Source organism: TM7 phylum sp. oral taxon 349, assembly GCA_018127705.1.
GTDB lineage: Bacteria > Patescibacteriota > Saccharimonadia > Saccharimonadales > Saccharimonadaceae > Saccharimonas.
The window spans coordinates 175,602-197,506 of sequence record CP072328.1 but is presented as its reverse complement, the minus strand read 5'-3'; the positions used below and the strand labels follow the sequence as shown (position 1 = coordinate 197,506).

The window sequence follows — 21,905 nt, the reverse complement described above, 5'->3', positions numbered from 1 at the left end:
TATCAAGAAAGCAGTAGTAACTAGCATTGCTAAGCGATAGATAAATAACGTATAATATTATCTGCTTGGTTTAGCCATCAAGCGAACTTTCTCTCGCCTCCAGGAATGGGGGCGAGTTTTTCTACCCGTAGAGTACATATATGCTGTATATGTACTCTACGGGGCTACCACATTTCCATTTATTCAGCCTCGTCGCCTGGAATATGGCTCTTTGCTTTTAGAATAGCTCTTCGGTATATAGGATATTGTTTGCTATATTCTTTCTTGATAAGCAACTCCACCATGAGTCGGTCGCCTGAAGCAGAGCTATATTCCCCGGCAACAGTACTCTCTAGAAAAGCTTCATCCTAAATACCTGCTTGTATCCTTTCGCTACCCTGCAAGAAGCGGGGCATTGAGAGAAAAAAGAGAATGAGACGCAGTGTCTCCTATTGCCACTATAGCCGTCAAGCTCGGCTTCATCGTTGTCATGACTGACAACACTATTTTACACCCTCACTCTGAGTACACTGAAAAACCCTTCACTATACTGCCGCCATCCCCGAAATTTTTCAAGAATACGATACGTATAGCAATCCCGCGCCTGTGTTTAAAATCAACCCTAGGCGTAAGCCGGCGTTAGCGCTTCTGTTTGATAATATTCCGCTAAATATCCGGTCTCCAAGCGCACTAACCCCGGCGAGCTCCATGTCCTTGTCTCCTTTCTTCTTCCCCTGACGCTTAAGTAGCCCCTATCCGATCCTCCGATTGTCATTAAGGATGTCTTGGCTCTCTCGCCCGAGTTTACGCCCGAGACTTTCCTATTCTGGCGCCGCCACCTCCCATGCTATCTATCGGTTTCCTTTGGAAAAGAGAGACGCCGGAAAACGCGGTTAACAACCGCCGACGGGTCAGAGAGTACAGTGCGCGGATTATCGTCCCAAATATGGGGGTCAGTAAGCGCGCGCTTCATTTTTTCAGGATAGGCGCCGCGGTTGTGTAAAAATATGCTCAGGCTATATTCGCCGTCTTGTCCGTCGAATAAAAACACGTCAGTTCCATTGTCCAGCCTCGAGCGATACGACACGCAAACTATTCTCGTTGATCCGTGCCACAACTGGCGCGTCTCATCTACCGAAACGGTTCTTAAAGTAGCCGGCACCGGTGCAATCATGCTGTATGAACAATACTTGGAACGACGCGACCAGTTCACAGAAAGCCACTGCTCAAAATCAGCATCAAAGCCGATTGGCGGCAACGGAGGAAGCGACGATTCAGTATTCACGCCAATTGTATAATCAATATATTCAAGCGGTTCTATTTGATACGATTTATACGGCTTGACGCTGTTTCCGCAAAATGCGGTAAGACGACAAAAAAGCTCGTCTACTCGCGCATAGAACAGCTTGAGCAACCGATCATACTGTACTTTAGATAACGCAATAACTGCACCTTCAGGTGTTGGTTTGACAATATTATCAGATGTGAAATGGAACGCCATATAAGTATTATATACCTACAAATACAAACAGTCGTCTCTTATAGTTGCCGTATCTTACCATCATGTTGCTTGCCAAATCCTTTTAAAGAAGCTATTCCTGTTGTCGCTGATATCCCAGCCGCAATCCAACCAACTTGGCGAACTTGACTTTCACTACCGCGCGCAGCCGACACGATACAAGCTGCTATCGCCAAATTTGATATCTTCTGGCACTTACCGCCTTTTGTTACTTCGCCAGTTTTTAAATAATGTGCTAGATTTATCGCGCCAACAGCTAACGCTCGCATTGCCATCAGTTTTAATGGCAATTGAGCTTCTGGATGTTGCCGATATACCGCATATCCCATTCTAAAAATTGAAATTTGATCAACCACGCCATCCGCTACCCGACGAGTTGGCGTGTCAGCGTTAAACCTACGCAAGAATTTGCCGTCATAAATGTCAGCCGTAATAAGTGCAAGCATACCTAACGTAGCAGATTCGTGATCTTTCACCTTTTTAGCCACGTACTCGGCTAACGGATACCTCGCTATTGTCAAGGTGATGCCTGGCGTCTCCTGGAAAGAATTCATCAAGCTTAGCTCAATCATCCTCGCAGTGCCCGCGTCACGCGCTCAGCTGTCGGTAGCGCCGGATCAACTCCTTCAAGTGCACGCGTCGCGTCTGCCAATGTATAGCCAAGCGCTACAAGGGCTTCAAGAGCTTCATCAGTAGCGCTAGACGAAACCTGCGGCGATATATCGGAATGATTGTGTGCTGTCGGCAAACCAACTTTATCGCTTAGATCAACCACTACGCGCTCGGCAGTTTTTTTACCGACGCCAGCGGCTTTTTGGATGAAAGCATGATCGGCGTTAGCTATGGCATTGCGAACAATTTCCGCCTCGCCCAGACTCAAGATTGCAAGCGCCGCTTTCGGACCAACACCCTGCACGGTGATAAGTAGCTGAAATAACTTTTTTGCCGCCAGCGATGAAAACCCAAAGAGCTCTTCAGCCTGCTCGCGTACGTGGTGATACGTGTAGATTTTCGCTTCACTGCCCACATTAAAGCGCTCGAAATCACCTGCCGCCACGTATACCTCATAGCCAACACCGCCAGCATCAACAACAATACTATCATTAAATTTTTCCGCAACCGTGCCAAACACATGCGCTATCATAATCTCGTCCTACGGATTAGTTGGCGCCGTGTTGCCGCTATTATTATCTTCATTACCTCCGGTATTATCATTAGAGTTATCATCCTTTTCTTTTGCAACACAGTTTGCAGTGTCGCGCGAATAGCGCGAATTAACCGCTTGCGTCTTTGGTATTGTAACAATCTTGCCCGTTTGCGTATCGCAAACAGCGACACGCTGGTTATTGGCGCAATCTGCAGTGTCGCGCGAATACTTTGTACTATCGTATTCATTTGCGTTGATTGATATGACTTTTCCAGTTGACAGGTCACAGACTTGTTCAGTCGCTGCTTTACAGTTTGCTGTGTCTTTTGAGTATTTCGATTCATTAAATTCGTCTTCTTTTATAGACTCGACTTTGCCTGTCGCGAGGTTACAAACGCTTACAGTTGTCGGCTCAGCGTTACAGCTTTCGGTTGGCAATGCGCCGCTCATGAAATATTCGTTGTAGGTATTACCGCCCGCTTTTACCGCCAACCCACCGTTCTCACGGCAAACAGCGCGCTGCACTATACCATTTGGTATATTAAATTTTACATCAGCCTTACCTTTCAATAATGCCGACATCGTACCTTTGAAAATCGGGCCCGCCATGTCGCTGCCCCCACTACGCATCACAGTATTGTCGTTATTACCAACCCATACGCCGACGACATATTGCGGATTGTAGCCAATAGTCCAAGCATCGCGGTTGTCGTTCGTTGTACCGGTCTTGACCGCTACCGTACGGTTGCCAGGTACTGTAATTGATGAGCCGAAAATCCGAGCACGCGTCGCAGCGTCACTTAGTACATTTGAAATCAAGTATGCTCCCTGCTGGCTAATCGCCTGTTTACCCTTATGCTCACGTGCAAAAATTTGCTTACCGAACTTATTGTTAATCTCCGATATCATAGTCACGTCGTATTGCTGACCGTTGTTTGCAAACGCTGCATATGCGTTCACCATTTCAACCAACGGAACTTCCGCCGAACCAAGTGCCAGCGATAAACCGTAACTACTCGTATTATCACTTAGCGTGGTGATGCCGAGATTTTTAGCAGTGCTAATTGATTTCGAAATACCGTATTTCTGCATAACCTCTACGCTCGGAATATTGAGAGACCAATTGAGCGCCTGGCGCACCGATGCCTTACCGCGGCTTGCCTCGCGGCGATCAGCATCGCGCGGCACATACCCACCGCCAAAATCTTTCACTTTATCGTCAAATACAGTTGCGGGCGTAATAACGCCATCAGCAAGAGCATTTGCGTAATAGATCGGCTTAAAACTTGACCCCGTTTGTCGGGCTGTCGTTACCATATTGACCTTGCCCCACTTTTCGTTGCCGTAATCAGCGCTGCCAACCAAGGCGCGAATCTCGCCGTTTGTCGGGTCAACGACAACACCGCTCGCATTACTGCCGCCCATGCGGTTAATATATTTCATTTGCGCAACAATGTTATCCGTTAGTGTTTTCTGCGCCGATAAATCAAGCGTTGTTTTTACCTGATAGCCCGAACGCATGACTTTTTCGTAACCGTACTTTTTACTCAGTTGGTTAATTACCATTTCCGCGAAATGCGGCGCGATTGACGTTTCGTTTTTCTTCGCACCTGCGCCGTACACAAGTTCTTGGGCAGCAGCAGCATTTTTCTGATCCTCCGTGATAAAACCGTTTTTTACCATACGCGACAGCACGGTATTTTGACGCTCTTTCGCGTAATTTTTATTGCCGCTAATTGGCGAATACGCGGTCGGCGCAGGCAGCAACCCGATGAGCATCGCGCTTTGCGCTATATCAAGTTTATCTGGCGTCGTATTAAAATACACTTTTGCAGCTTCTTCAATACCAAACGCATTCTCTCCAAAGTATACTGAATTTAAATACATTGCCAAAATCTGATCTTTCGAGTAATTTTGTTCTACGGCGATTGCCATAAAGAGCTCCTGATACTTGCGGAAGTAACTGCGCTCATCGCTCAGCAGAGTGTTTTTCACGAGCTGTTGCGTCAGTGTTGAGCCGCCGCCCGTTCGTGTCACCAGCGCGCGCAAGATGCTCAGCGGATTAAAACCGCCGTGTTTATAGAAATCTTTGTCTTCGCTGGCAATCAACGCTTTTTTCATACTATCGGAAATGTTTGCAAGTGCTACATCATTACGATGCTCCGCCCGCCCCACGCTATAAAATGATTTGCCGTTCACATCTTGCAGCACAATACCAGTATTATTACGGTTCATCAACCGTTCTGGATCCTTAATATCGTTTGCGAGCATAACATAGGTAACGATCGGTACAACAATCAAAAAGACGAGAATCGGCAATGTGATAAATGCTATTTTTTTCTTTAGCGGAAGTCCGCGCCACCACGTCACAAATTCACCAAACTTACCTGGTGGTGTCCACTTTGAACGATGGCGTGGCGATTTTTGCCGCCCTAGATTTGCATAGCGCCCCATGCGTGCTGGTTTCATTTTTGACTGCTTCTTCTTTGACAATAAACTACTCACTATTTTTATTATACCGCGCGTCCGCGCCACATGAAAGCGTGCGTCAGCGCCGCAGCTAGCGCATCGGCGCAATCATCTGGCTTTGGTACTTCTGTTAATTCTAACTGCAGTCGCACCATTTCCTGCATTTGCGGCTTCTTTGCTGAACCATAGCCCGTGATTGTTTTTTTGATTTCATTCGGCGTATACTCGTAGATTCCAAGATTCGCTTGTTGCCCCGTAAGCGTCGCCACGCCACGCGCTTCTGCCACGCTAATTGCTGTCGTGATGTTTTTTGTGAAAAATAGTTTTTCAATCGCCATATGTTGCGGCTTAGTCTCGGCGATAATTTCCGTCAAACTATTATAAATCTCCTCAAGCCGCTCCGGCAACGGTGTATACGCCGGTGTTGTCACTACGCCCGCCGTCACTAATTTCACACGCCCGCCCACAGCGTCAATCACACCGAATCCGAGAATACCTGTACCAGGATCAATACCGATTATACGCATATTCTATTTCACCGCAGACAGGCAAGATTCTTTTTTATAATTATGACCAAATGTATAATGAACGAACGCCGATATATGCATTATTTTGTCATGATACACTGCGTAAAACTTTCTAGCTCCAATGATATGTCGCCTTTGAATCTGTTTACTTGCGCTACCCAATAAATCTTCTTCCAGAAATTGTAATCGCCAAACTTTTAGAATCATCATATAGCTGCTCATGTTATACAATTTAACAAATTCTTCTATGCCAATACTATTTTTTACTTTTACGACAAGAATCCTCACATCAACACCGGCGCTAAAAGATACCAATCTAGCAATCAGAACCATAGACAATACCCGTTACAGTATACAGAGCTACTAGTTGACATCAACTGTGATGTCGGCATTTGTATGGACGTTCGTAACGTCATCAAGCTCTTCAACTGCATCAAGCACCTTCATTAGTTTTCGCGCAGTTTCGGCATCATCAACCGGCACGTCGTTATTAGCAACATATTGCAATTCAGCATCTTCAACCTTCAACCCAGCCTGCACTAGCGCTGCGCGAACTTTAGCTAAATCCTTCATGTCAGTATAAACAGTTAGCCCATCACTCTCTTCAACTGCATCTTCCGCACCTGCGTCAAGCACCTGCAATAGCGCGTCCTCTCCAGTAGCCGCTACGCGAATCACACCTCTGCGCGTAAACTGAAACATTACGCTACCCGCATCTGCCATCGTACCACCATTCTTTGTCAATGCTGTGCGGATTTCCGGATACGTGCGATTTTTATTATCAGTCGCCGCCTCAACTATAATGCCGACACCACCTGGACCATACGCCTCGTACGTCACTTCTTCAAGTGCTGCTGCATTTTTATCGTTTACTCGGTCAATCGCACGCTGGATATTAGCGTTTGGCATGTTAGCGGCTTTTGCTTTCTCAATCGCCAACGCTAACGCCGAGTTAGTTGCCGGATCAGTACCACCACGTGCCGCAATCGCGATTTGATTACCGATTTTCGTGAAAATAGCCCCACGCTTAGCATCAACAATCGCTTTCTGACGATGCGTCGTTGCCCATTTGCTATGTCCTGACATACCGACTCCTTTTACCTTAATTACATCACAATTTATTATAATTATAACAGACAGGAGTGCTCTATTCTACTACCGATGTCTACGATCCGCTAAACTAGACATACGGAATAGTTTCTTTCGTAGATTTTAGATTCGTTATTCCTAACCTACATTCTACTATTTGGGAGGTGTTGTAGTTAGTTTAGGTCAGCGGATCAGCAGAACCGCTTAAACCCACCCCTCAACCGCAACACCCAAAGACGCGGCGTATTCCAGTGGCGTTAGCCACTGGAATCGTTTTCTTGGTCGGTTGTTAAGCATGGATTCTACTTTTAATATATCCCGGTTAGTTAGTTTTTTGAAGTCAGTGCCTTTGGGGAAGAAGTCGCGGATGAGCCCGTTGGCGTTTTCGTTTCTGCCTCGTTCCCAGGAATGGTAGGGATTGGCGAAGTAAATATCCGCTCCTAGGTCTTTCTCGGTTTGTCTCCAACCGGCAAATTCTACGCCGTTGTCGTAGGTTATGGTCTTTGGCAAGGCTCCGGTGTGCCTGCTGAGCCTTTCTAGATCAAGCATGGTCTGTTTTTGTATCTTATGTACATCATAGCCGCACACTAGGCTAATTGAGACTAACCCCGTCTTTCGCTCCACGTGAGTTAGCAATCTGTCTCGGCTATCTTTGCCGAAGATGGTATCGCCCTCTAGGTCGCCTAAGCGCCCGAGTTCATCCACTACGCCGGGTCTAGCTGCAATATTGCGTTTGCCGGCAGACATCCAGCCGGCAGGTACGGCAGGTATACGGCTGCATCTGTATTTCTTGCCGCGGCGCCGCAGGTGTTTATGGAGGTTGTATTTCTTGGCGTATTTGCAGATTGCTTTAGGCGAGATGTAAGACAAGCTAGCAGATTTGTCTCTTTTGTTAATCTCTATCTGCAGCCTGCCAGCAATCTGCTCGGGAGACCAACGCAGCCTGAGGCGCGATTCAACGAACTCTCTGGTTTGCTGGTATCCAGAAAGCTCCGAGCAGCAGGGATTGTTTCTTGCATCTAGCCAGCATCTTATGCTGGGCGGATTTAGCCAAGTAGTTTATTCTCTCGAATTGGCACAGGCGTCTTCTATGCCGAGCTTTCTTTTCGCGAATCACTGGCACTTTGGCGGTACCGCGAAAGTGTCTCGAGTCTAGTCCCAGCTCCTTAGGTTTATTAACTCTGGTCTTTTTGGCAAAATTTTGGTTTCGCCTGAGCTCCCGAGAGATGGTTGAGGGACTGCGGTTTAGCATGCGAGCTATCTCGCGCACCCTGGCTGAGCTTCTAAGCAGCGCTTCAATAACAATTCGCTCTTCGCTTGAAAGTTGTGTATACTCTCTTTGAGGCATTTTGGAATACCTTTCTGCTAAAATTAGGTTGTTTTCGCAGATCCAATTTTAACAAAGGACGAACCAAGATGCCTCTTTTTGTATGGGGAGTGTTGCGGTTGAGGGGTTGGTGTAGGCCGCACCTTGACTCACCCGTCGACAAGCAGTATAATACAAGCTATTCGGGTCCATAGCTCAGCTGGTTAGAGCACCTGCCTTTTAAGCAGGGTGTCGTGAGTTCAAGCCTCACTGGACCCTCCATTTTGGTGTTTTTCAAAGTTGCGGCGCGAATGCGCCAGTTTTTTTGACTTGACAATTCAAGAGTTATAAAAACCAGCGGGGAAACTTTAAAAATATAAAAAGAGTTTTTCTGGTGAGATGCGTTCGGGCTTGCTAATACAGGTAGCGTGACTCAAATTGTCGCTTAGCTAGATTGCCTTCAGATTTACGTCACTTCAGCTCGCTTGGTTCGCCGGATCTGTGATAGATTCTAGCGAATTTGAAAAATCGCTCATATTTTTTTAAAACGCATATTCATTACCTTGTTCTATTTCTTCTTTTTATCTGCCACACTCGCATGCGGTTGGCGTCGAAAACTAATTTCCACAATCGCATAAACAATGCATGTCGTGATAATAGTATGGCGATACTGCGTGATGTACGCTGCATACTGCCGACTTGCGTCGTCCATCTCAACCGCAGCGTGAAATGCGCCATACGTTAGTATAGCCGCAAACATTGCGAACACGAGTGACCCCACAACATTGTGCAACCGTGACGATACTCGCCCCGCTCGCACCATAACAATTAGAGACGGCAGCAGGGTCAAGGACACCGCTACCACGCTCGTCAGAGGCGGTCTTGTTAAAATTAGTCCCGCCTGCGCCACGACCGGGACTAAACTGCCCGCCCATGCGTCCGCAAGCAATGCGCCTGCCGCTAGCGCCAACGTCGGCACGCCTAAATTTCGTCGGCTCAACCATGCCGCCGCAAACAAAATCGCGAGATAAGCTCCTAGGATGACGAGATAGGTCATATTGCTATTTTAACATGAGCAGTACCTGTTTTAGGCGAGTCAGCTATCGTGACATAGAGCTGTCACACTAGTAGGTCATACTGCTTCTGTGAGTTTCCATCCATCCTTCTTCACGAAGTACAAGGCGGCTCTCCCAGTTCGTATCCACTTATAGCAGATATAAAACCCCGCGATAGAACATAACCTATTATGCTCCAACCTTATCTTTTTTTGGTCGCCGCTTAGCATTACGCTCAATATATTCAATGATAGGTGTCGCCACATCGCGTCCTGTAATTTTCTCAATGCCAAAGCCTGGACTAGCATTTACCTCCAGCACCAGTGGTCCGCGCGACGAACGCATGAAGTCAACGCCAGCAACAGTAAGATTCATCGCTCGCGCTGCTTTCACGCACATTTTACGCTCTTCATCGGTCAATTTAATTGCTGTACCAGCACCGCCCTTGTGTAAATTACTGCGGAAATCGTCATCCAAACTCTGGCGTCGCATGCTTGCCACTACACGGCTGCCAACAACAAACGCTCGAATGTCCGTTCCCGCTGACTCCTTTACAAACTCTTGCAACAATACGTTTGTGCCATCTTCATTTGTAAGATAAAAAGCCTGTAATACCGATTTCGCCGCCTTTTTGCTTTCCGCAAGTACAACACCGTTACCATGCGTACCACGAGCTAGTTTGATAATTACTGGCGTACCACCAAGCTTTTCAAGCAAATCGTCAATATCGGTCGAGTTACGACTAAACACCGTTTTCGGGATTCCTACACCTGCTCGAGCAAGCAACTGCGTTGAACGTAGTTTGTCGCGACTACGCGTAATAGCGATGGAACTAGAAATTGTCCATACGCCTTGCATTTCCATCTGGCGAACAATCGCTGTGCCGTAACGCGTCATGTAGCTAGCAATGCGCGGAATTATTGCATCGTAACCACTTAAGTCCTCACCGCGATAGCTCACGACCGGATTATTTTGTTCAATTGAAGCATAGCACTCTTTGTATTTAACTACACGTACCGTGTGCCCACGCGCTTTCGCAACTTCTCTGAGTCGCTTCGTCGAATAGTTTCCGGAACCATTAGATAAGATAGCAATTTTCATCAGATAACATCTCCTCTCGGATTATTGTGGTAATATTTTTCGAAAAACGCTTTCGGATCACATTTCAATTCTTGAGTAAGTTCATCTGTTCTATTCTCCCGGATAAGCCCCTTCGACACGTCTACCAGAAATTTCTTGTTCAAGATTTTACAGCCAATCAGCGCCGGATATTTATTCTTCGACCGATCGGCAAGCGTAAACGTACCGCGAATTTTCTTACCGCCTAAAATTATCGTCAGATGTATACGAAATCTCACCTGCAAGCCGCCGTGCGCACTGCGCACCCTGCTTGCCTCAAAGTTTTTCGTTCGGTACACTGTGCCGCTATAATATTTTGATTCCGGCGCAAAAAGTGTAAACGAAAGCTTTCCGTCGTCGCTCATAGTAATATTCGACGCCCAGATTGACGACCGATCCGCACCCGTATCAATTTTCACACGAATGCTACGTGCGCCCTCGCTCGGAATAACAATATGTTCTGTCCGCCCGATGATGACTTTTTTATCGCTCATAACGCTACTTTATAATTCTATTCGCTTTGTGTCAATTATACCGCTGCATCATTTCCGTATACGGACGTTTTTACGATTCGCACGCACGATCGCAAACACTACAGCCACTAACACAAGCAGACCGATCATGATATTTAAGAGTGCCTGGAACTCACGCAGCATGTAGAGGATCGCCACTGTCACACCGACCGCACCCCAGACCGACGTAAGCTTACGCGCAGTCACTACGCCTACAATAACGACCGCCGTGTGTTCAACGAGAAATAATAATTGGTACCAGCCGCCATCAATAAACGCAGCAGCTAAACCTGGAATCGTCACGAGACACAGCAGTATCACCAGGTGGCATATACTTTCTATTGGACGTTTACATATATGATATCCAGCATACAATGCCACTGCAACAAGCACCCAAAGATGCGTGTACACGAGCGCATGTGTGTCAGGAAATGCTATACACAGCAAACGCTGCGCACCAAGCATCGCAATAACCACACCGCACTCTGCAAATTCCAGCCGTTTCATTTCATAGCTCTGCACACTAAATACGACCCCAGCACCGACCAAAATTACCGCCGCACCCACTACGATAGCTACATCCGACGACAACGATGCCAATAACCCAGCTGAACAAGCAACTGTTAGGCTCGACACGAGCATTGCGTTCCATACTCGCCCAGCGCCACGACACAAACGATACAGCCACCCTACACCATAGAATCCAATCAGCCCAAACGCCGCAATAGCTACAAGCGCACCACTAAACGATACGCCGCACCATGCGCACAACAATGCCACTAATATAACACTCATCACGTTACCGGCATACAATAACGTAACGTGCCGCACAACGTATACAAGCATATACATTGCTGCTACTGCCGCCAACCACCCCGCTGAGCGCATCAAGTAATTTTGATTTGACAACAATGCAAAACTGCCGAACGCCAATGCGCATGCCACACCAGACCGCCACCATGTTTTTGTCTTGGCGGTAACGCAATTTGCCGCGCACATCAGCACGCTCACCGCCCCAAACCCTACAAACGACAGCCATGCCATCAGTGCGCAAATCTCTACATACGATAAATTGCACGCGATACCAGCAAGCAGTATTTGCACGACAAGCACGGCATGAAGTGCATACATCATCACGATCTCCTTTTGGCGGTACGCTGCATGCGTACCTATCGCTACGATCGGCAGCCATGCTAGCATACGCCATTCATTTACCATACCCGTAATGAGCACCGCAAGACCAATAGCCGCACCATATCCAACCGCTGCGCTTCTATACATCACTGCAGTGCGCGAAACACGGTTGCGCCAGCGGAAATACTCCGCTAATGCAATCGCCGTAGCGCTATGCCCAACACCAAGCACTACAACAGTTTGCGCAGCACTAAAGCTGCACTTAGCGCATAGCAACCACCCCGTCGCCAACGTCGCGCCATGCGCACATAACACTACCCAACGCAGTTTTTCAACTACGACCACATAGTAAAATACTGCTGCAAGAAGTATCCACCAGCTAATATGCCACCATGAGACATCATGTCCCAGCGTGAACGCATACATAGCTATATAGAATACCGCAAACAACAGCCATATACTCGTCGACACGTATACAAACGTACCAGCGCTTAATGTAAGCCGTCTTATTAAGAGTCGTAGCGCGAGCACTAATACAATACACGCCATATAAATCATGATGTATGCATCATACGATATATGTACGATATTATTTACGACAATCAATAGCGGCACCGTAATAATATATACCGCCGGCCATAGTAGTCCGTAACGGCGCAATCGCGCCGCCGTGAACAAAGACAGCATCACAGTAAGCGCCAATTCAACTAACTGCGGCATCGCTTCTGGGTGCACTAGCGCAGCGTCACTCCTCAATAAAGACGGAATTGATGCAAGAAACGGTGCGACAAGTGCCGCCGTAAAGAATCCAATCCACAGCATCGCTTCATGAATTGACGCCCGTACGGTACCGACTGGCAGATAGCGAAGTGATGCAATTATATTAAGCAATGCCACAAACGCCACCGACAAACTAATCGCAATATATGATGTATCACTTGCCCACGCTGCAGCAGTACCCGTCGCCACCAGCGTGAGCAATCGCGCTGAAAATTCTGCATAGTTGCGTACCGATTTATTAGACGTCGTTAGTGCTTGCGCAGTATAATAAAGCAATCCCGCAACAAACACCACGGTATATTCCGAAACACTCAGCACTGCCACCGAAGTCGTTGCCGCAAGGAGCGCTAACGGCACCGCCACTAGGCTTGACGTATACATTGGCTGCGCGAATAATTTTAGTGCACTCGGAACCTTTACGCAGCTCAAGAGCGTCATCGCACCGCCAAATGCAATCATTACGACGTAATACCACACCAATTGCGCATCAACCATCGCCGGCAACGACATTGATACCGTAAAGAGTGACAAGATAGAAATATATGACAAGAATTGATTTTTGAACGTAATTGCAGCGAGCACATACATTACCACGCCGATAAACGATGTAATAAACCAGCACAAAGCAGCATCATGCAGCACGAGCGCGTACATCGTGACGCCCGCTACCGGAATACTTGCAAGCGCCGTACCAACAAGCGCCAACGCTGCTGGGCGAATCATCGGAATATGCTTTTGCAGCATAAAACCCGCTATATACGATACGATAATCAACAGCCACACGAGCGCCATGCGCAACCACGATTCAAATGCAAATGTCTGCGCCAATAAAATAATACCAGATACTAGCAACAAGACGGCAACATATAATGCAATATTAATCGTTATGTGTGATGACGATTGTGGTGACGGGGTACTACTATGCGGCGGTGGAGCAACATAACCTACTAAGGGCGGCGGCTGCACCGGCGCAGGCACAGCATGATCTTTCATTGGAGCAAGCTTATCTCGGAGTGGGGCAGCTGGATTTAATTCGCCCACAGGCGTACTATTATCACTCTCGCCTGCAACCGCAAATCTTTCAGTTGGCTCGGCCATAACGGGCAATACGGCAGCACTAGGCACTTCGGGTGAATGCGCCGCACCTTGTTCTGCAGCACGTACACCGTCCCAATAGCCTTGGCGATACGACGCGCTCGTCGGATCAATCATATTCTTCGCTTGGCTGCTCTTTTGCGACAACAAAATCGCGAGAATAATTGTTGCAACAAAAAACAGAAATCCCATACTACCTCCTCTCTGCCGCTATTCTTAGTATAGCAAAATTGAGAGAAATACTCGTTAACTGCTTTTGTTTTCGGTGACGCTTGCGATCCTTACGAAGCCGCTTTAAGGGTTTGCAGTTTAAGTGTTAATTCATTTTTACTATAAACCACCCCTGCTATGGATGCTTGATTTCTATTAGAGCGAGTAATTTAGTGAAAGTGTAAGACTATTGCGATTCGTGTGAACCTACGAAAATATCCCATGCCGCTTTGCAGCATCAAATTCTTCAAGCAACTCGCGCTGTTTTTTTGTCAATTTCGTTGGCGTATCAACGATGATACTGACGATATGCGGTCCGCGGCGATCGCTCCGCAAATGCGGCACACCATGACCAGATAGCTTAAAATCCGTACCTGACTGCGTGCCAGCAGGTACCTTCATCGTGATAATACCGTCAACAGTTTCGACATCAAGCTCCGTTCCAAGCGCCGCATCAACCATCGAAATATGCTCTTCACTCAAAATAAGATCGCCTTCACGCGTGAATTTTTTATGCGCCCGCACACGTACGTATACATACAAGTCGCCACGCACGCCACCAGCAATAGCCTCGCCGTACTCACGTAAACGAATCGTCGCACCGTCGTCAATCCCAGCCGGAATCTTCACTGTAATGTCCTGCTCGCGCCGCTCAACGCCCGTACCATGACAACGCGTACATTCTTTTTCTGGAATTTTACCACGTCCATGGCAGGTTTCGCAGGTTACTGCTTGCTGAATTGGACCAAACATCGTATTCATCACACGGACTTGTTGTCCTGCACCCTTGCATGTCGGACATTCTTTTAGCTCGAAACCGGGCTCAACTGTCGTGCCGTGGCAGTGGCTACACACATCATTAAGCGTTAGCGATAGCGTCACGTCTTTACCAAAAATTGCCTCTTCAAAACCCAGTGTCACGCGCGCTTCAACATCGCGCCCTCGTGCTTTGCCTGCTTCCTGATTACCACCGGTACCGCCAAAGAACTGACTAAAAATATCACCGAATGCACCACTGCCGCCAAAATCGAAATGAATATCTTGCCCGTTGAAATTAAAACCTTCAAACGGATTACCGCCGCCTGCGCTACCGCCAGCAGTGCCGCCAACGCCTGCATGCCCAAATTGATCGTAGCGTTGACGTTTTTGCTTGTCTTTCAGTACTTCGTAGGCTTCGTTGATTTCTTTAAATTTCGCTTCATCACCACCCGCCTTGTCTGGATGGTATTTAACCGCCAGCTTACGGAAAGCCTTTTTGATTTCATCTTCGCTCGCGCCTTTACTAACGCCAAGCACTTCATAATAATCTCGTTTTGCCATAGCCTTCCGTTATTATAGCGCACTGCTAGCACTCATACAAGTAGAGTGCTAATTTCTGTGCAAATCGCGGTCAATTTCATCGGCAATCTCATGTCCGATCGTTTCTTCAAGCAGATCTTCCACTGTAACGATACCAATAATTCGATCATTCTGTTCAACCGGTACTAAGTGCGACCCAATACGCCGAAATTTATGAAACATCGTATCAAGTGCTGTCCGCGCCCCAACCACACGCGTCTTATGGAGCGGAAAGCACCAGAGCGGCACCGGATTATCATCAAAATCAATATTTATCATGTCTTTCGCAAGCAGTACACCATGGCATGTTGTCAATTTATCGTCAAACACTGGAATACGGCTATAACCGCGCGCAATAATTTCGTTCACCATGTGTTCGTCGAGAATCGTATCAAGCGTCAGCCATTGCACTACCTTGATAGGCGTCATGATTTCTTTTACGGTTTTTTCGCTTAATTGCAGTGTACTCTGAATAATTTCAACTTCACCGCCATCAAGCTCGCTTTTGCTGCCGATTTTGTGCTCGCTGATCAGAAGGCCAAGCTCAGCGCGCGTCAGCAATCGCCGGTGTTCAACACCAACTAGATGGTCAAGCAGTAACGCTAGCGGTTTCGCTACCGGATAGACGACAATGATCATCACGCGGATTAACGGCGCAAAAAATGCGCAGGTTTTTAGTGCAGATCTAATGAAAACCGCTTGCGGAAGCACTTCGCCAAACACTACCATGAGCAACGTTGTCGCAATGCCGGCAATCCAACCGTTAAAATGATGCTCCAGTAATAGCGAGCTGCCTGACACCACCGCCATATTTGAGAATAAGATCGCCGCAAGCGACAAATGAGCGTCGCGTCGCAAAGGCAGTACTTTTTGCGCCGCACGGTTACCAAGCTTTGCCTTGCGCCGTAAATCACCGAGCGACAACGACATCAAGCTAATATTCAACCCAGAGCAAATCGCCGCCAACATTACGAGTACTGCAACTTGAATAAAAACAGAGACATACTGCATGTATTACGTCTTAGTATACCATCAAACGTCAGTTGCCGCCGAACTTTTATTGTTATGATGCGGATTTTTCGCTGCAAAAGCACGCAAATCGACAATGACATCATCTTCATCGACAATTTTACGCCCGAGCAGCGCCTCAATGACATCTTCAATCGTAACGACACCTGCCGTCTCACGGTAATCATTTACGACAATGAACAAATGATGATGCGTCTTGATAAACGCTGACAAAGCTTTTTCGAGTTTTTGATTTTGATTGATGCAATAAACTTTCTGCTCCATTACTGTTTCTGCGCGATGTGAGCGCTTGTCGACAAGGGTCAGCAAGTCACGGATATAAAGTACGCCGATAATATGATCAATATCACCGTCCATAACCGGAAAGCGGCTGTGTCCAGTTTTGTGCAGTTCATCAAGCAAAAGCGGCCCAATTAGCTGATCTTTTTTTATTGCATCAATCACGCCGCGCGGTGTCATAACTTCTTCAACTGTTTTGTCGCCAAAATGGAGCGTACTTTTGATAAGGCGTTTTTCGTCGGCAGTCAAAATTGCACCCGACTCTTTAACCAAATGTTCTAATTCCTGGCGCGAACTAAGCAAGCTCGTTTCGGGTGGTGCCGTGACGCTCCGCAATAGTTTACCGACGCCCGGATAGCGCTCAACAAACCGCAACAACTTCGGCTCAAGCATCATATAATACCGGTCTGTAGCCGCTGCTAACATGCCACTATGTGCAATACGACCATACCCGAGCGCTACAAGCGCCGCAACCAATACGCCAACCAGCCAGCCAAACGCCATAATTGCACATGGCACCGTGCAAACCAATAATAGCGCCTCAGCTGCTTTCTGCAGTGACAAAATATCGTTAATAAGCAAGCTGCGCCGTAGCTCTTCTGCCGCCGACGCATCACCTATCGCCCGTCGACGCTGTAACTCATATGACGATACTATGGTGCGCCGAGGTGACATGCTCGCTATTGCAACAAGTGCGAGAAATAGTGCGGCGAAAGTCAAAACCCAAAGCGTCTGCATGCCTTCATTGTACCGCAGTATCGCTTGCTTGGCGAGGTTCAGCGCGCTATACTTTACAAAGAGAAACGAAGGAGGATTATGACAAAACGAGCCTGGATTATCTTTGCCGCAATCTGCATGGCGATTATCGGCGGATTGATTTATTTGTCACGCAGCAACAAAGTAAACGTAGCAACCGTCAATCCTATCACTATACAGACCGCTACTGCCGATAACGGCAATATTGCCGACCATACCTACGGCAACATAAAAAGCAAAGTGATTTTGTTTGAATACGCGGACTTTCAATGTCCAGGTTGTAATTCAGCGCATCCGATCATCAAAAAAGTTGTCGAAAAATACAAAGGGCAAATCGGCTACATTTTCCGCAATTATCCGCTAACAAATGCACACCCGAATGCGCTTGCTGCCGCTGCCGCTGCCGAATCAGCTGGAGTAGAGGGGAAATATTGGGAAATGCATGATAAATTATTTGAGCAACGCAGCAACTGGGTTGAACTAACAGGCGCAGCACGCACAAATTATTTCGTATCGCTCGCGGCAGAGCTTGGCATTAACAAAGATAAGTTTTCTGAGCATCTTGATAGCGCCTCAATCCGCAAAAAAATCAACTATGACCTTGCTGTCGGCACGAAAGCTGGCGTCAGCGGAACACCAGCGCTTTTTATCGGTAAAAAAGACGTCGGCAATCAAAGAGTTTCAAATGGTAAAATCGTCTCAACCGGTGAAGTCGACTCAGGCGCGACATACGTTTGGACGAATGCCGATGACTTCGAAAAGTATGTAATTATTCCTGCGCTCAAAGAGCACGGCATTGCACTACCAAGCGAAAGCTAGATAGCCTAGAGAAAACTCCGCACGCAAAATGCCCTGCTAGTTAGGGCATTTTGCTTGTATTGTATATATCGCTACTGTAATTAGTATACGATATATCGTTGCCATACTGCAGGCAATATATCCACCGCAACTCGCTTGCTACGACTAGGTACAAACGATACAGCTATTGACATATCTTCTCCTATTTTTTGCGTGTATATTCACACAATTCGATTCGCTATAATTTCACGCGCTCGACCCCTTAACTATCATGTATCACGCGCATAGCCTACGAACTTGAGTCATCATAGCGCATTATCTTGCTACGATGCAAGCATAAACAAATTGTTTGCGTGCTAGCGTTTCTTCAAGAAATAATACCCTGTTGCGATCGCTGTAATGATACTTGCAACGACAATTACCCAGAATGCCATCACGCCGTGCGTATCAAACGGAAAGTCGACATTCATACCAAACAGCCCAGCAAGCATTGTCGGAATCGTCAGCGCGAGCGTCGCCACCGTCAAAATCCGCATCGTTTCGTTCAGGCGTGTGTCCATGACGGCACGGAAACTATCACGTACGTTCTGAATCGTGCGCAAGAGCGACTTACACCGTGCAATTAGCTGCTCAATGTCAACCGACAAATCTTCGACGATTCCCTGATCCTCTTCGCCAAGTTTAATGAGTTTATAACGCGTATTCAGTGTACGCTCCAGTGCGACATTCGTCGGAATCAATGCATCTAAGTAATCATTTAATTTACGCTCAAACTCTACCAACGTAGCAATATCACGCGAACGCAGAGTTGTCACGTCACCCGTAACGGCGCGCGTCTGTCGGTTAATCAGTGCTACGCGCGACTGGTACGATCGCAACATCGCTTCAACCATTACCAAAAATAATTGCGTTTGCGACGGTGCTTGAATCCGCGTACGGTCAACAAACGGCTGCCATACACGCCCCATACGCTCACGGCTAAGCGTCACAACATGTTCACCGAGCGCAAACATGATCGGCGTCGTAAAATCATTAAAGTTATCATCAACACCTGGCAATCGCGTAATGAAATATACCCAGCCATCACCCTGTTCAATCCGTGGTATCTCATGCGGGTCAAGTGCGTCATTCACTAAATCGTCATCCAGACCAAGCTGATGCAAATGGAATAAGTCGTCCGCCGACGGATTCTCACACCGCGTCCAAATGGTACGTCTAACATCGTTGCAACGCTCTAAAGCGCCATCCGTAAACTGGTAGTAGGTAAGCATACGTTTATTGTACCGCGTTTACGGACGATAACGCGAAAATTATGTATTTGATGTGCTGTTCGCGGATGGTTGAGGATTCGTTTTTGGCGCCGTCTGGTTTGCGCCTTGATTTTGAGCTGGCGTGTTGCTTGTCGGCTGACTCGTCTGATTTGGCGGTTGTTGCGCTGACGAACCAGTCTGTGGTGGCGTCGAGCCAGAGCCTCCTGGCACACCGCCTTGCTGCGACGATCCGCCAGGCGCTATACCCTGCGAACCCGCTAGAGAACGGCTGCTACTTGACTGCATGCCAAGCATATACCCGATCACGCCAGTCAGAAGCGCCATTGAGACCGCTGCAACTACCAGCCCCGTATTTACCACTGATTGCCGTGCTACAGCCGGCGCTTTCGGCGAAGCGTTAAATCCATCTTCTATTTTCATTTATCCTCCTCTTATTCTTAGTTAATGACGAGAGGAATTGTAACGATGGCATGTTAAATCCAGCTTAAAAGCCTATGGCTTCGTGGCAAGTGGTAACAAAATTGTAAACGTCGTTCCTTTGCCCTTGGCGCTTTGCACAGAAATTTTACCGCCGTGCGCCTGCACAATCCGCTGCGCAATCGGCAGGCCTAATCCATACCCGCTGGTCGTACGTGACTCCTCGGCACGATAAAACCGCGTAAAAATCTGTCCAACTGTTTCACCGTCCATACCGATTCCCTCGTCGCGCACCGCGATCACCGCCCGACGACCTTTGCGAGCACTTGATACATGAACCGTTGTGTCGTTGCCGCTGTATTTGATCGCATTATCAAGCAAAATCGTCACGAGCTGTTCTAGCTTCTGGCGGTCGCCGAGTAGCATCAGCTCTATCGTCTCGTCCTCGACGGCGATGTTTTTCTCGACTGCCTGCGCCACTACCAAATTCATCGCACGGTTCACGACTGCCTGTAGCGACACCGGTTCTTTCGTCATAGTCATGTCGTCGTCCTTCAGTAACCCGAGCATGGAGTTTGCTAATGTTTGCAAACGCGTCACATCGCTAACATTATCAGCAATGACTCGTTTCGCCTGTGCGAGCGTGAGTTTTGTGTTGCGTGCCGCCACCTCATTTGCTGCCAACAATGCTGTTAGTGGCGTGCGCAATTCATGACTAGCATCACTCACAAAGCGCGACTGCGCTGCCATATTTTCCTCAATCGGCTGCAGAGTATGCTGCGCCAACAAATAGCTCAATAGCGACGCCACAACAAACATTACTAGGTTAACTATCACCAAATTGATCCGTAGCGATGCCATCGCGAAATCTTCGCGCTTCGACAAGTAGTCGCTCACGCTCAGCGACTCATCGTCGATTACAATTGGCGAGAATTTTGAGTCAGCATGCCGCTGCTCTGGACGGCGGTGAAATTCCTGCGCCGAAAAATTATACAGCACAAAACTAAACACGATGCTCATCACCATAATAATAGCGAGATATGTACCCGCTAGACGCAGCACATCGCGGCGGCGCACATGCTTCATCTCATGCACCGTCCTTGATCACATAGCCGAAACCGCGCACTGTTTGAATGAGCGGCTCGGATTGTTTGAATGGTTTATCTATTTTACCGCGTAAATAATTGATAAACACCTCAACGTTATTCGGCAAGATATCAGCGTCGAAATCCCACACGTGCGTCATGATATTTTGCTTGCTCATGATTTGGTTTTTATTACGCATTAAATATTCCAAAATCGCAAATTCCTTGCTTGATAATTTCACCAGCTTGCCAGCACGCGTTACCGTCCGATTCACCGTATCAAGCCTAACATCCTTGGCGGCTAGTACATTATCAAGTACCTCCTGCGGGCGGCGCAGCAGTGCGCGGATACGCGCTCCCAGCACGTCAAAGCTAAATGGCTTTGCGAGATAGTCGTCGGCGCCGCTATCAAGCCCTTGCACAATGTCGCGATTTTGATCTTTCGCAGTAAGCAAAATAATCGGCGCTGTGTCGCCGGCAGCACGCAGCTTTTTCGCCACTTCATAGCCATTCATTACCGGCATCATCACATCAAGCACGATCACATCGTATTCATCGGCACGCGCCGCATTGTAACCGTCCTCGCCGTCGTGCTCAACATCAACCGCATAGCCGTCAAGCTCAAGCCCTTGTTTGATTGCCTCGGCGATTCGTACCTCATCGTCTACGACTAAAATCTTCATTATTTTACAGTATACCCTCCTCAATAAAAATTTAGTAGGCTGGCACTATTTCCGGCCACATATACCGAACAAGTTGGCGGCCACGCTTACTAGCACGCACCCACAAATCGCCGTAAACTGACTTGATCGTTACGAGTTTTTTCGCACGCAGCCGCTCCAGCTGCTGTGCTACGCGCGATCGGCTCATGCGCAGCCCATGCGATAATCCAATCACGTCATCTTCACCGTTTTCAGTGATTTGTTGCAGTACAAGCGCCTCGTCGTTCGTTAGGGCAATTGGTCGGATTTGTTTCATATACGTCTCCTTT

Annotated in this window: 21 protein-coding genes, 1 tRNA gene and 1 pseudogene; 2 read left to right on the top strand and 21 right to left on the bottom strand. The window is 47.6% G+C overall.

The genetic code is table 11. The features are described from left to right. Window positions 1-826: 826 nt before the first annotated feature. The 9 genes and pseudogenes from J5A52_00970 to J5A52_00930 form a co-directional block, all read right to left on the bottom strand. On the bottom strand, window positions 827-1,480 hold the full coding sequence (locus tag J5A52_00970; GenBank protein ID QUB37667.1) for a hypothetical protein: 654 nt from the start codon (window positions 1,478-1,480) through the stop codon (window positions 827-829). A gap of 38 nt (window positions 1,481-1,518) precedes the next feature. Continuing rightward, window positions 1,519-2,052, bottom strand: a complete 534-nt coding sequence (locus J5A52_00965) for a hypothetical protein (GenBank protein ID QUB37666.1) — start codon at window positions 2,050-2,052, stop codon at window positions 1,519-1,521. A gap of 14 nt (window positions 2,053-2,066) precedes the next feature. Continuing rightward, window positions 2,067-2,642: a Holliday junction branch migration protein RuvA gene (gene ruvA / locus J5A52_00960; GenBank protein QUB37665.1), complete on the bottom strand. Its 576-nt coding sequence runs from the start codon at window positions 2,640-2,642 to the stop codon at window positions 2,067-2,069. A 9-nt stretch (window positions 2,643-2,651) separates the two neighbouring features. Further along, window positions 2,652-5,150, bottom strand: a complete 2,499-nt coding sequence (locus J5A52_00955; protein QUB37664.1) for a penicillin-binding protein — start codon at window positions 5,148-5,150, stop codon at window positions 2,652-2,654. Window positions 5,151-5,158: 8 nt separating this feature from the next. Then, complete coding sequence (ruvC, locus tag J5A52_00950) at window positions 5,159-5,641, bottom strand: crossover junction endodeoxyribonuclease RuvC (GenBank protein ID QUB37663.1); 483 nt, start codon at window positions 5,639-5,641, stop codon at window positions 5,159-5,161. Between the two features lie 3 nt (window positions 5,642-5,644). Beyond that, window positions 5,645-5,974: a hypothetical protein gene (locus J5A52_00945; GenBank protein ID QUB37662.1), complete on the bottom strand. Its 330-nt coding sequence runs from the start codon at window positions 5,972-5,974 to the stop codon at window positions 5,645-5,647. Window positions 5,975-6,004: 30 nt separating this feature from the next. Next, the gene (locus tag J5A52_00940) at window positions 6,005-6,727 is read right to left on the bottom strand and encodes a YebC/PmpR family DNA-binding transcriptional regulator (protein QUB37661.1); all 723 of its coding nucleotides are present in this window, start codon (window positions 6,725-6,727) and stop codon (window positions 6,005-6,007) included. 207 nt (window positions 6,728-6,934) lie between these two features. Then, window positions 6,935-7,765: an IS30 family transposase gene (locus J5A52_00935; GenBank protein QUB37982.1), complete on the bottom strand. Its 831-nt coding sequence runs from the start codon at window positions 7,763-7,765 to the stop codon at window positions 6,935-6,937. A gap of 145 nt (window positions 7,766-7,910) precedes the next feature. Then, window positions 7,911-8,078, bottom strand: a pseudogene (locus tag J5A52_00930) (helix-turn-helix domain-containing protein). A 163-nt stretch (window positions 8,079-8,241) separates the two neighbouring features. Between J5A52_00930 and J5A52_00925 the strand changes: the two are divergent. Then, a tRNA-Lys gene (locus J5A52_00925) sits at window positions 8,242-8,318 on the top strand. Window positions 8,319-8,604: 286 nt separating this feature from the next. On the opposite strand, the gene J5A52_00920 is transcribed toward J5A52_00925, so the two are convergent. The 7 genes from J5A52_00920 to J5A52_00890 all read right to left on the bottom strand — a co-directional run bounded on the left by J5A52_00920 (window position 8,605) and on the right by J5A52_00890 (window position 17,325). Further along, window positions 8,605-9,093 carry a hypothetical protein gene (locus J5A52_00920; protein QUB37660.1) on the bottom strand — a complete coding sequence of 163 codons (489 nt, stop codon included), beginning with the start codon at window positions 9,091-9,093 and terminating at the stop codon, window positions 8,605-8,607. Window positions 9,094-9,280: 187 nt separating this feature from the next. Continuing rightward, the gene (rimK, locus tag J5A52_00915; protein QUB37659.1) at window positions 9,281-10,192 is read right to left on the bottom strand and encodes a 30S ribosomal protein S6--L-glutamate ligase; all 912 of its coding nucleotides are present in this window, start codon (window positions 10,190-10,192) and stop codon (window positions 9,281-9,283) included. Then, window positions 10,192-10,704 (bottom strand): ATP-dependent zinc protease, encoded by a 513-nt coding sequence (locus J5A52_00910; GenBank protein QUB37658.1) that lies wholly within the window; start codon window positions 10,702-10,704, stop codon window positions 10,192-10,194. The genes rimK and J5A52_00910 overlap by 1 nt, the downstream gene beginning before the upstream one ends. A 48-nt stretch (window positions 10,705-10,752) precedes the next feature. Continuing rightward, window positions 10,753-13,923, bottom strand: a complete 3,171-nt coding sequence (locus J5A52_00905; GenBank protein QUB37657.1) for a hypothetical protein — start codon at window positions 13,921-13,923, stop codon at window positions 10,753-10,755. 225 nt (window positions 13,924-14,148) lie between these two features. After that, window positions 14,149-15,261, bottom strand: a complete 1,113-nt coding sequence (dnaJ, locus tag J5A52_00900) for a molecular chaperone DnaJ (protein ID QUB37656.1) — start codon at window positions 15,259-15,261, stop codon at window positions 14,149-14,151. Between the two features lie 48 nt (window positions 15,262-15,309). After that, the gene (locus J5A52_00895; GenBank protein ID QUB37655.1) at window positions 15,310-16,290 is read right to left on the bottom strand and encodes a DUF21 domain-containing protein; all 981 of its coding nucleotides are present in this window, start codon (window positions 16,288-16,290) and stop codon (window positions 15,310-15,312) included. 21 nt (window positions 16,291-16,311) lie between these two features. Then, a complete protein-coding gene (locus J5A52_00890; protein ID QUB37654.1) occupies window positions 16,312-17,325 on the bottom strand; it encodes a CBS domain-containing protein in 1,014 nt (337 codons plus the stop codon). Window positions 17,326-17,403: 78 nt separating this feature from the next. Here J5A52_00890 and J5A52_00885 point away from each other — a divergent pair, with 78 nt between their 5' ends. Then, complete coding sequence (locus tag J5A52_00885; protein ID QUB37653.1) at window positions 17,404-18,162, top strand: thioredoxin domain-containing protein; 759 nt, start codon at window positions 17,404-17,406, stop codon at window positions 18,160-18,162. A 335-nt stretch (window positions 18,163-18,497) separates the two neighbouring features. On the opposite strand, the gene J5A52_00880 is transcribed toward J5A52_00885, so the two are convergent. The 5 genes from J5A52_00880 to J5A52_00860 form a co-directional block, all read right to left on the bottom strand. Continuing rightward, window positions 18,498-19,412: a magnesium transporter CorA family protein gene (locus J5A52_00880; protein QUB37652.1), complete on the bottom strand. Its 915-nt coding sequence runs from the start codon at window positions 19,410-19,412 to the stop codon at window positions 18,498-18,500. A gap of 39 nt (window positions 19,413-19,451) precedes the next feature. Further along, complete coding sequence (locus J5A52_00875) at window positions 19,452-19,832, bottom strand: hypothetical protein (protein ID QUB37651.1); 381 nt, start codon at window positions 19,830-19,832, stop codon at window positions 19,452-19,454. A gap of 72 nt (window positions 19,833-19,904) precedes the next feature. Next, complete coding sequence (locus J5A52_00870) at window positions 19,905-20,924, bottom strand: HAMP domain-containing histidine kinase (GenBank protein ID QUB37650.1); 1,020 nt, start codon at window positions 20,922-20,924, stop codon at window positions 19,905-19,907. Beyond that, the gene (locus tag J5A52_00865) at window positions 20,917-21,597 is read right to left on the bottom strand and encodes a response regulator transcription factor (protein ID QUB37649.1); all 681 of its coding nucleotides are present in this window, start codon (window positions 21,595-21,597) and stop codon (window positions 20,917-20,919) included. Before J5A52_00865 ends, J5A52_00870 begins: the two co-directional genes overlap by 8 nt. 31 nt (window positions 21,598-21,628) lie before the next feature. Continuing rightward, window positions 21,629-21,892, bottom strand: coding sequence for a MarR family transcriptional regulator (locus tag J5A52_00860; protein ID QUB37648.1), 264 nt, complete (start codon window positions 21,890-21,892; stop codon window positions 21,629-21,631). Window positions 21,893-21,905: the final 13 nt, after the last annotated feature.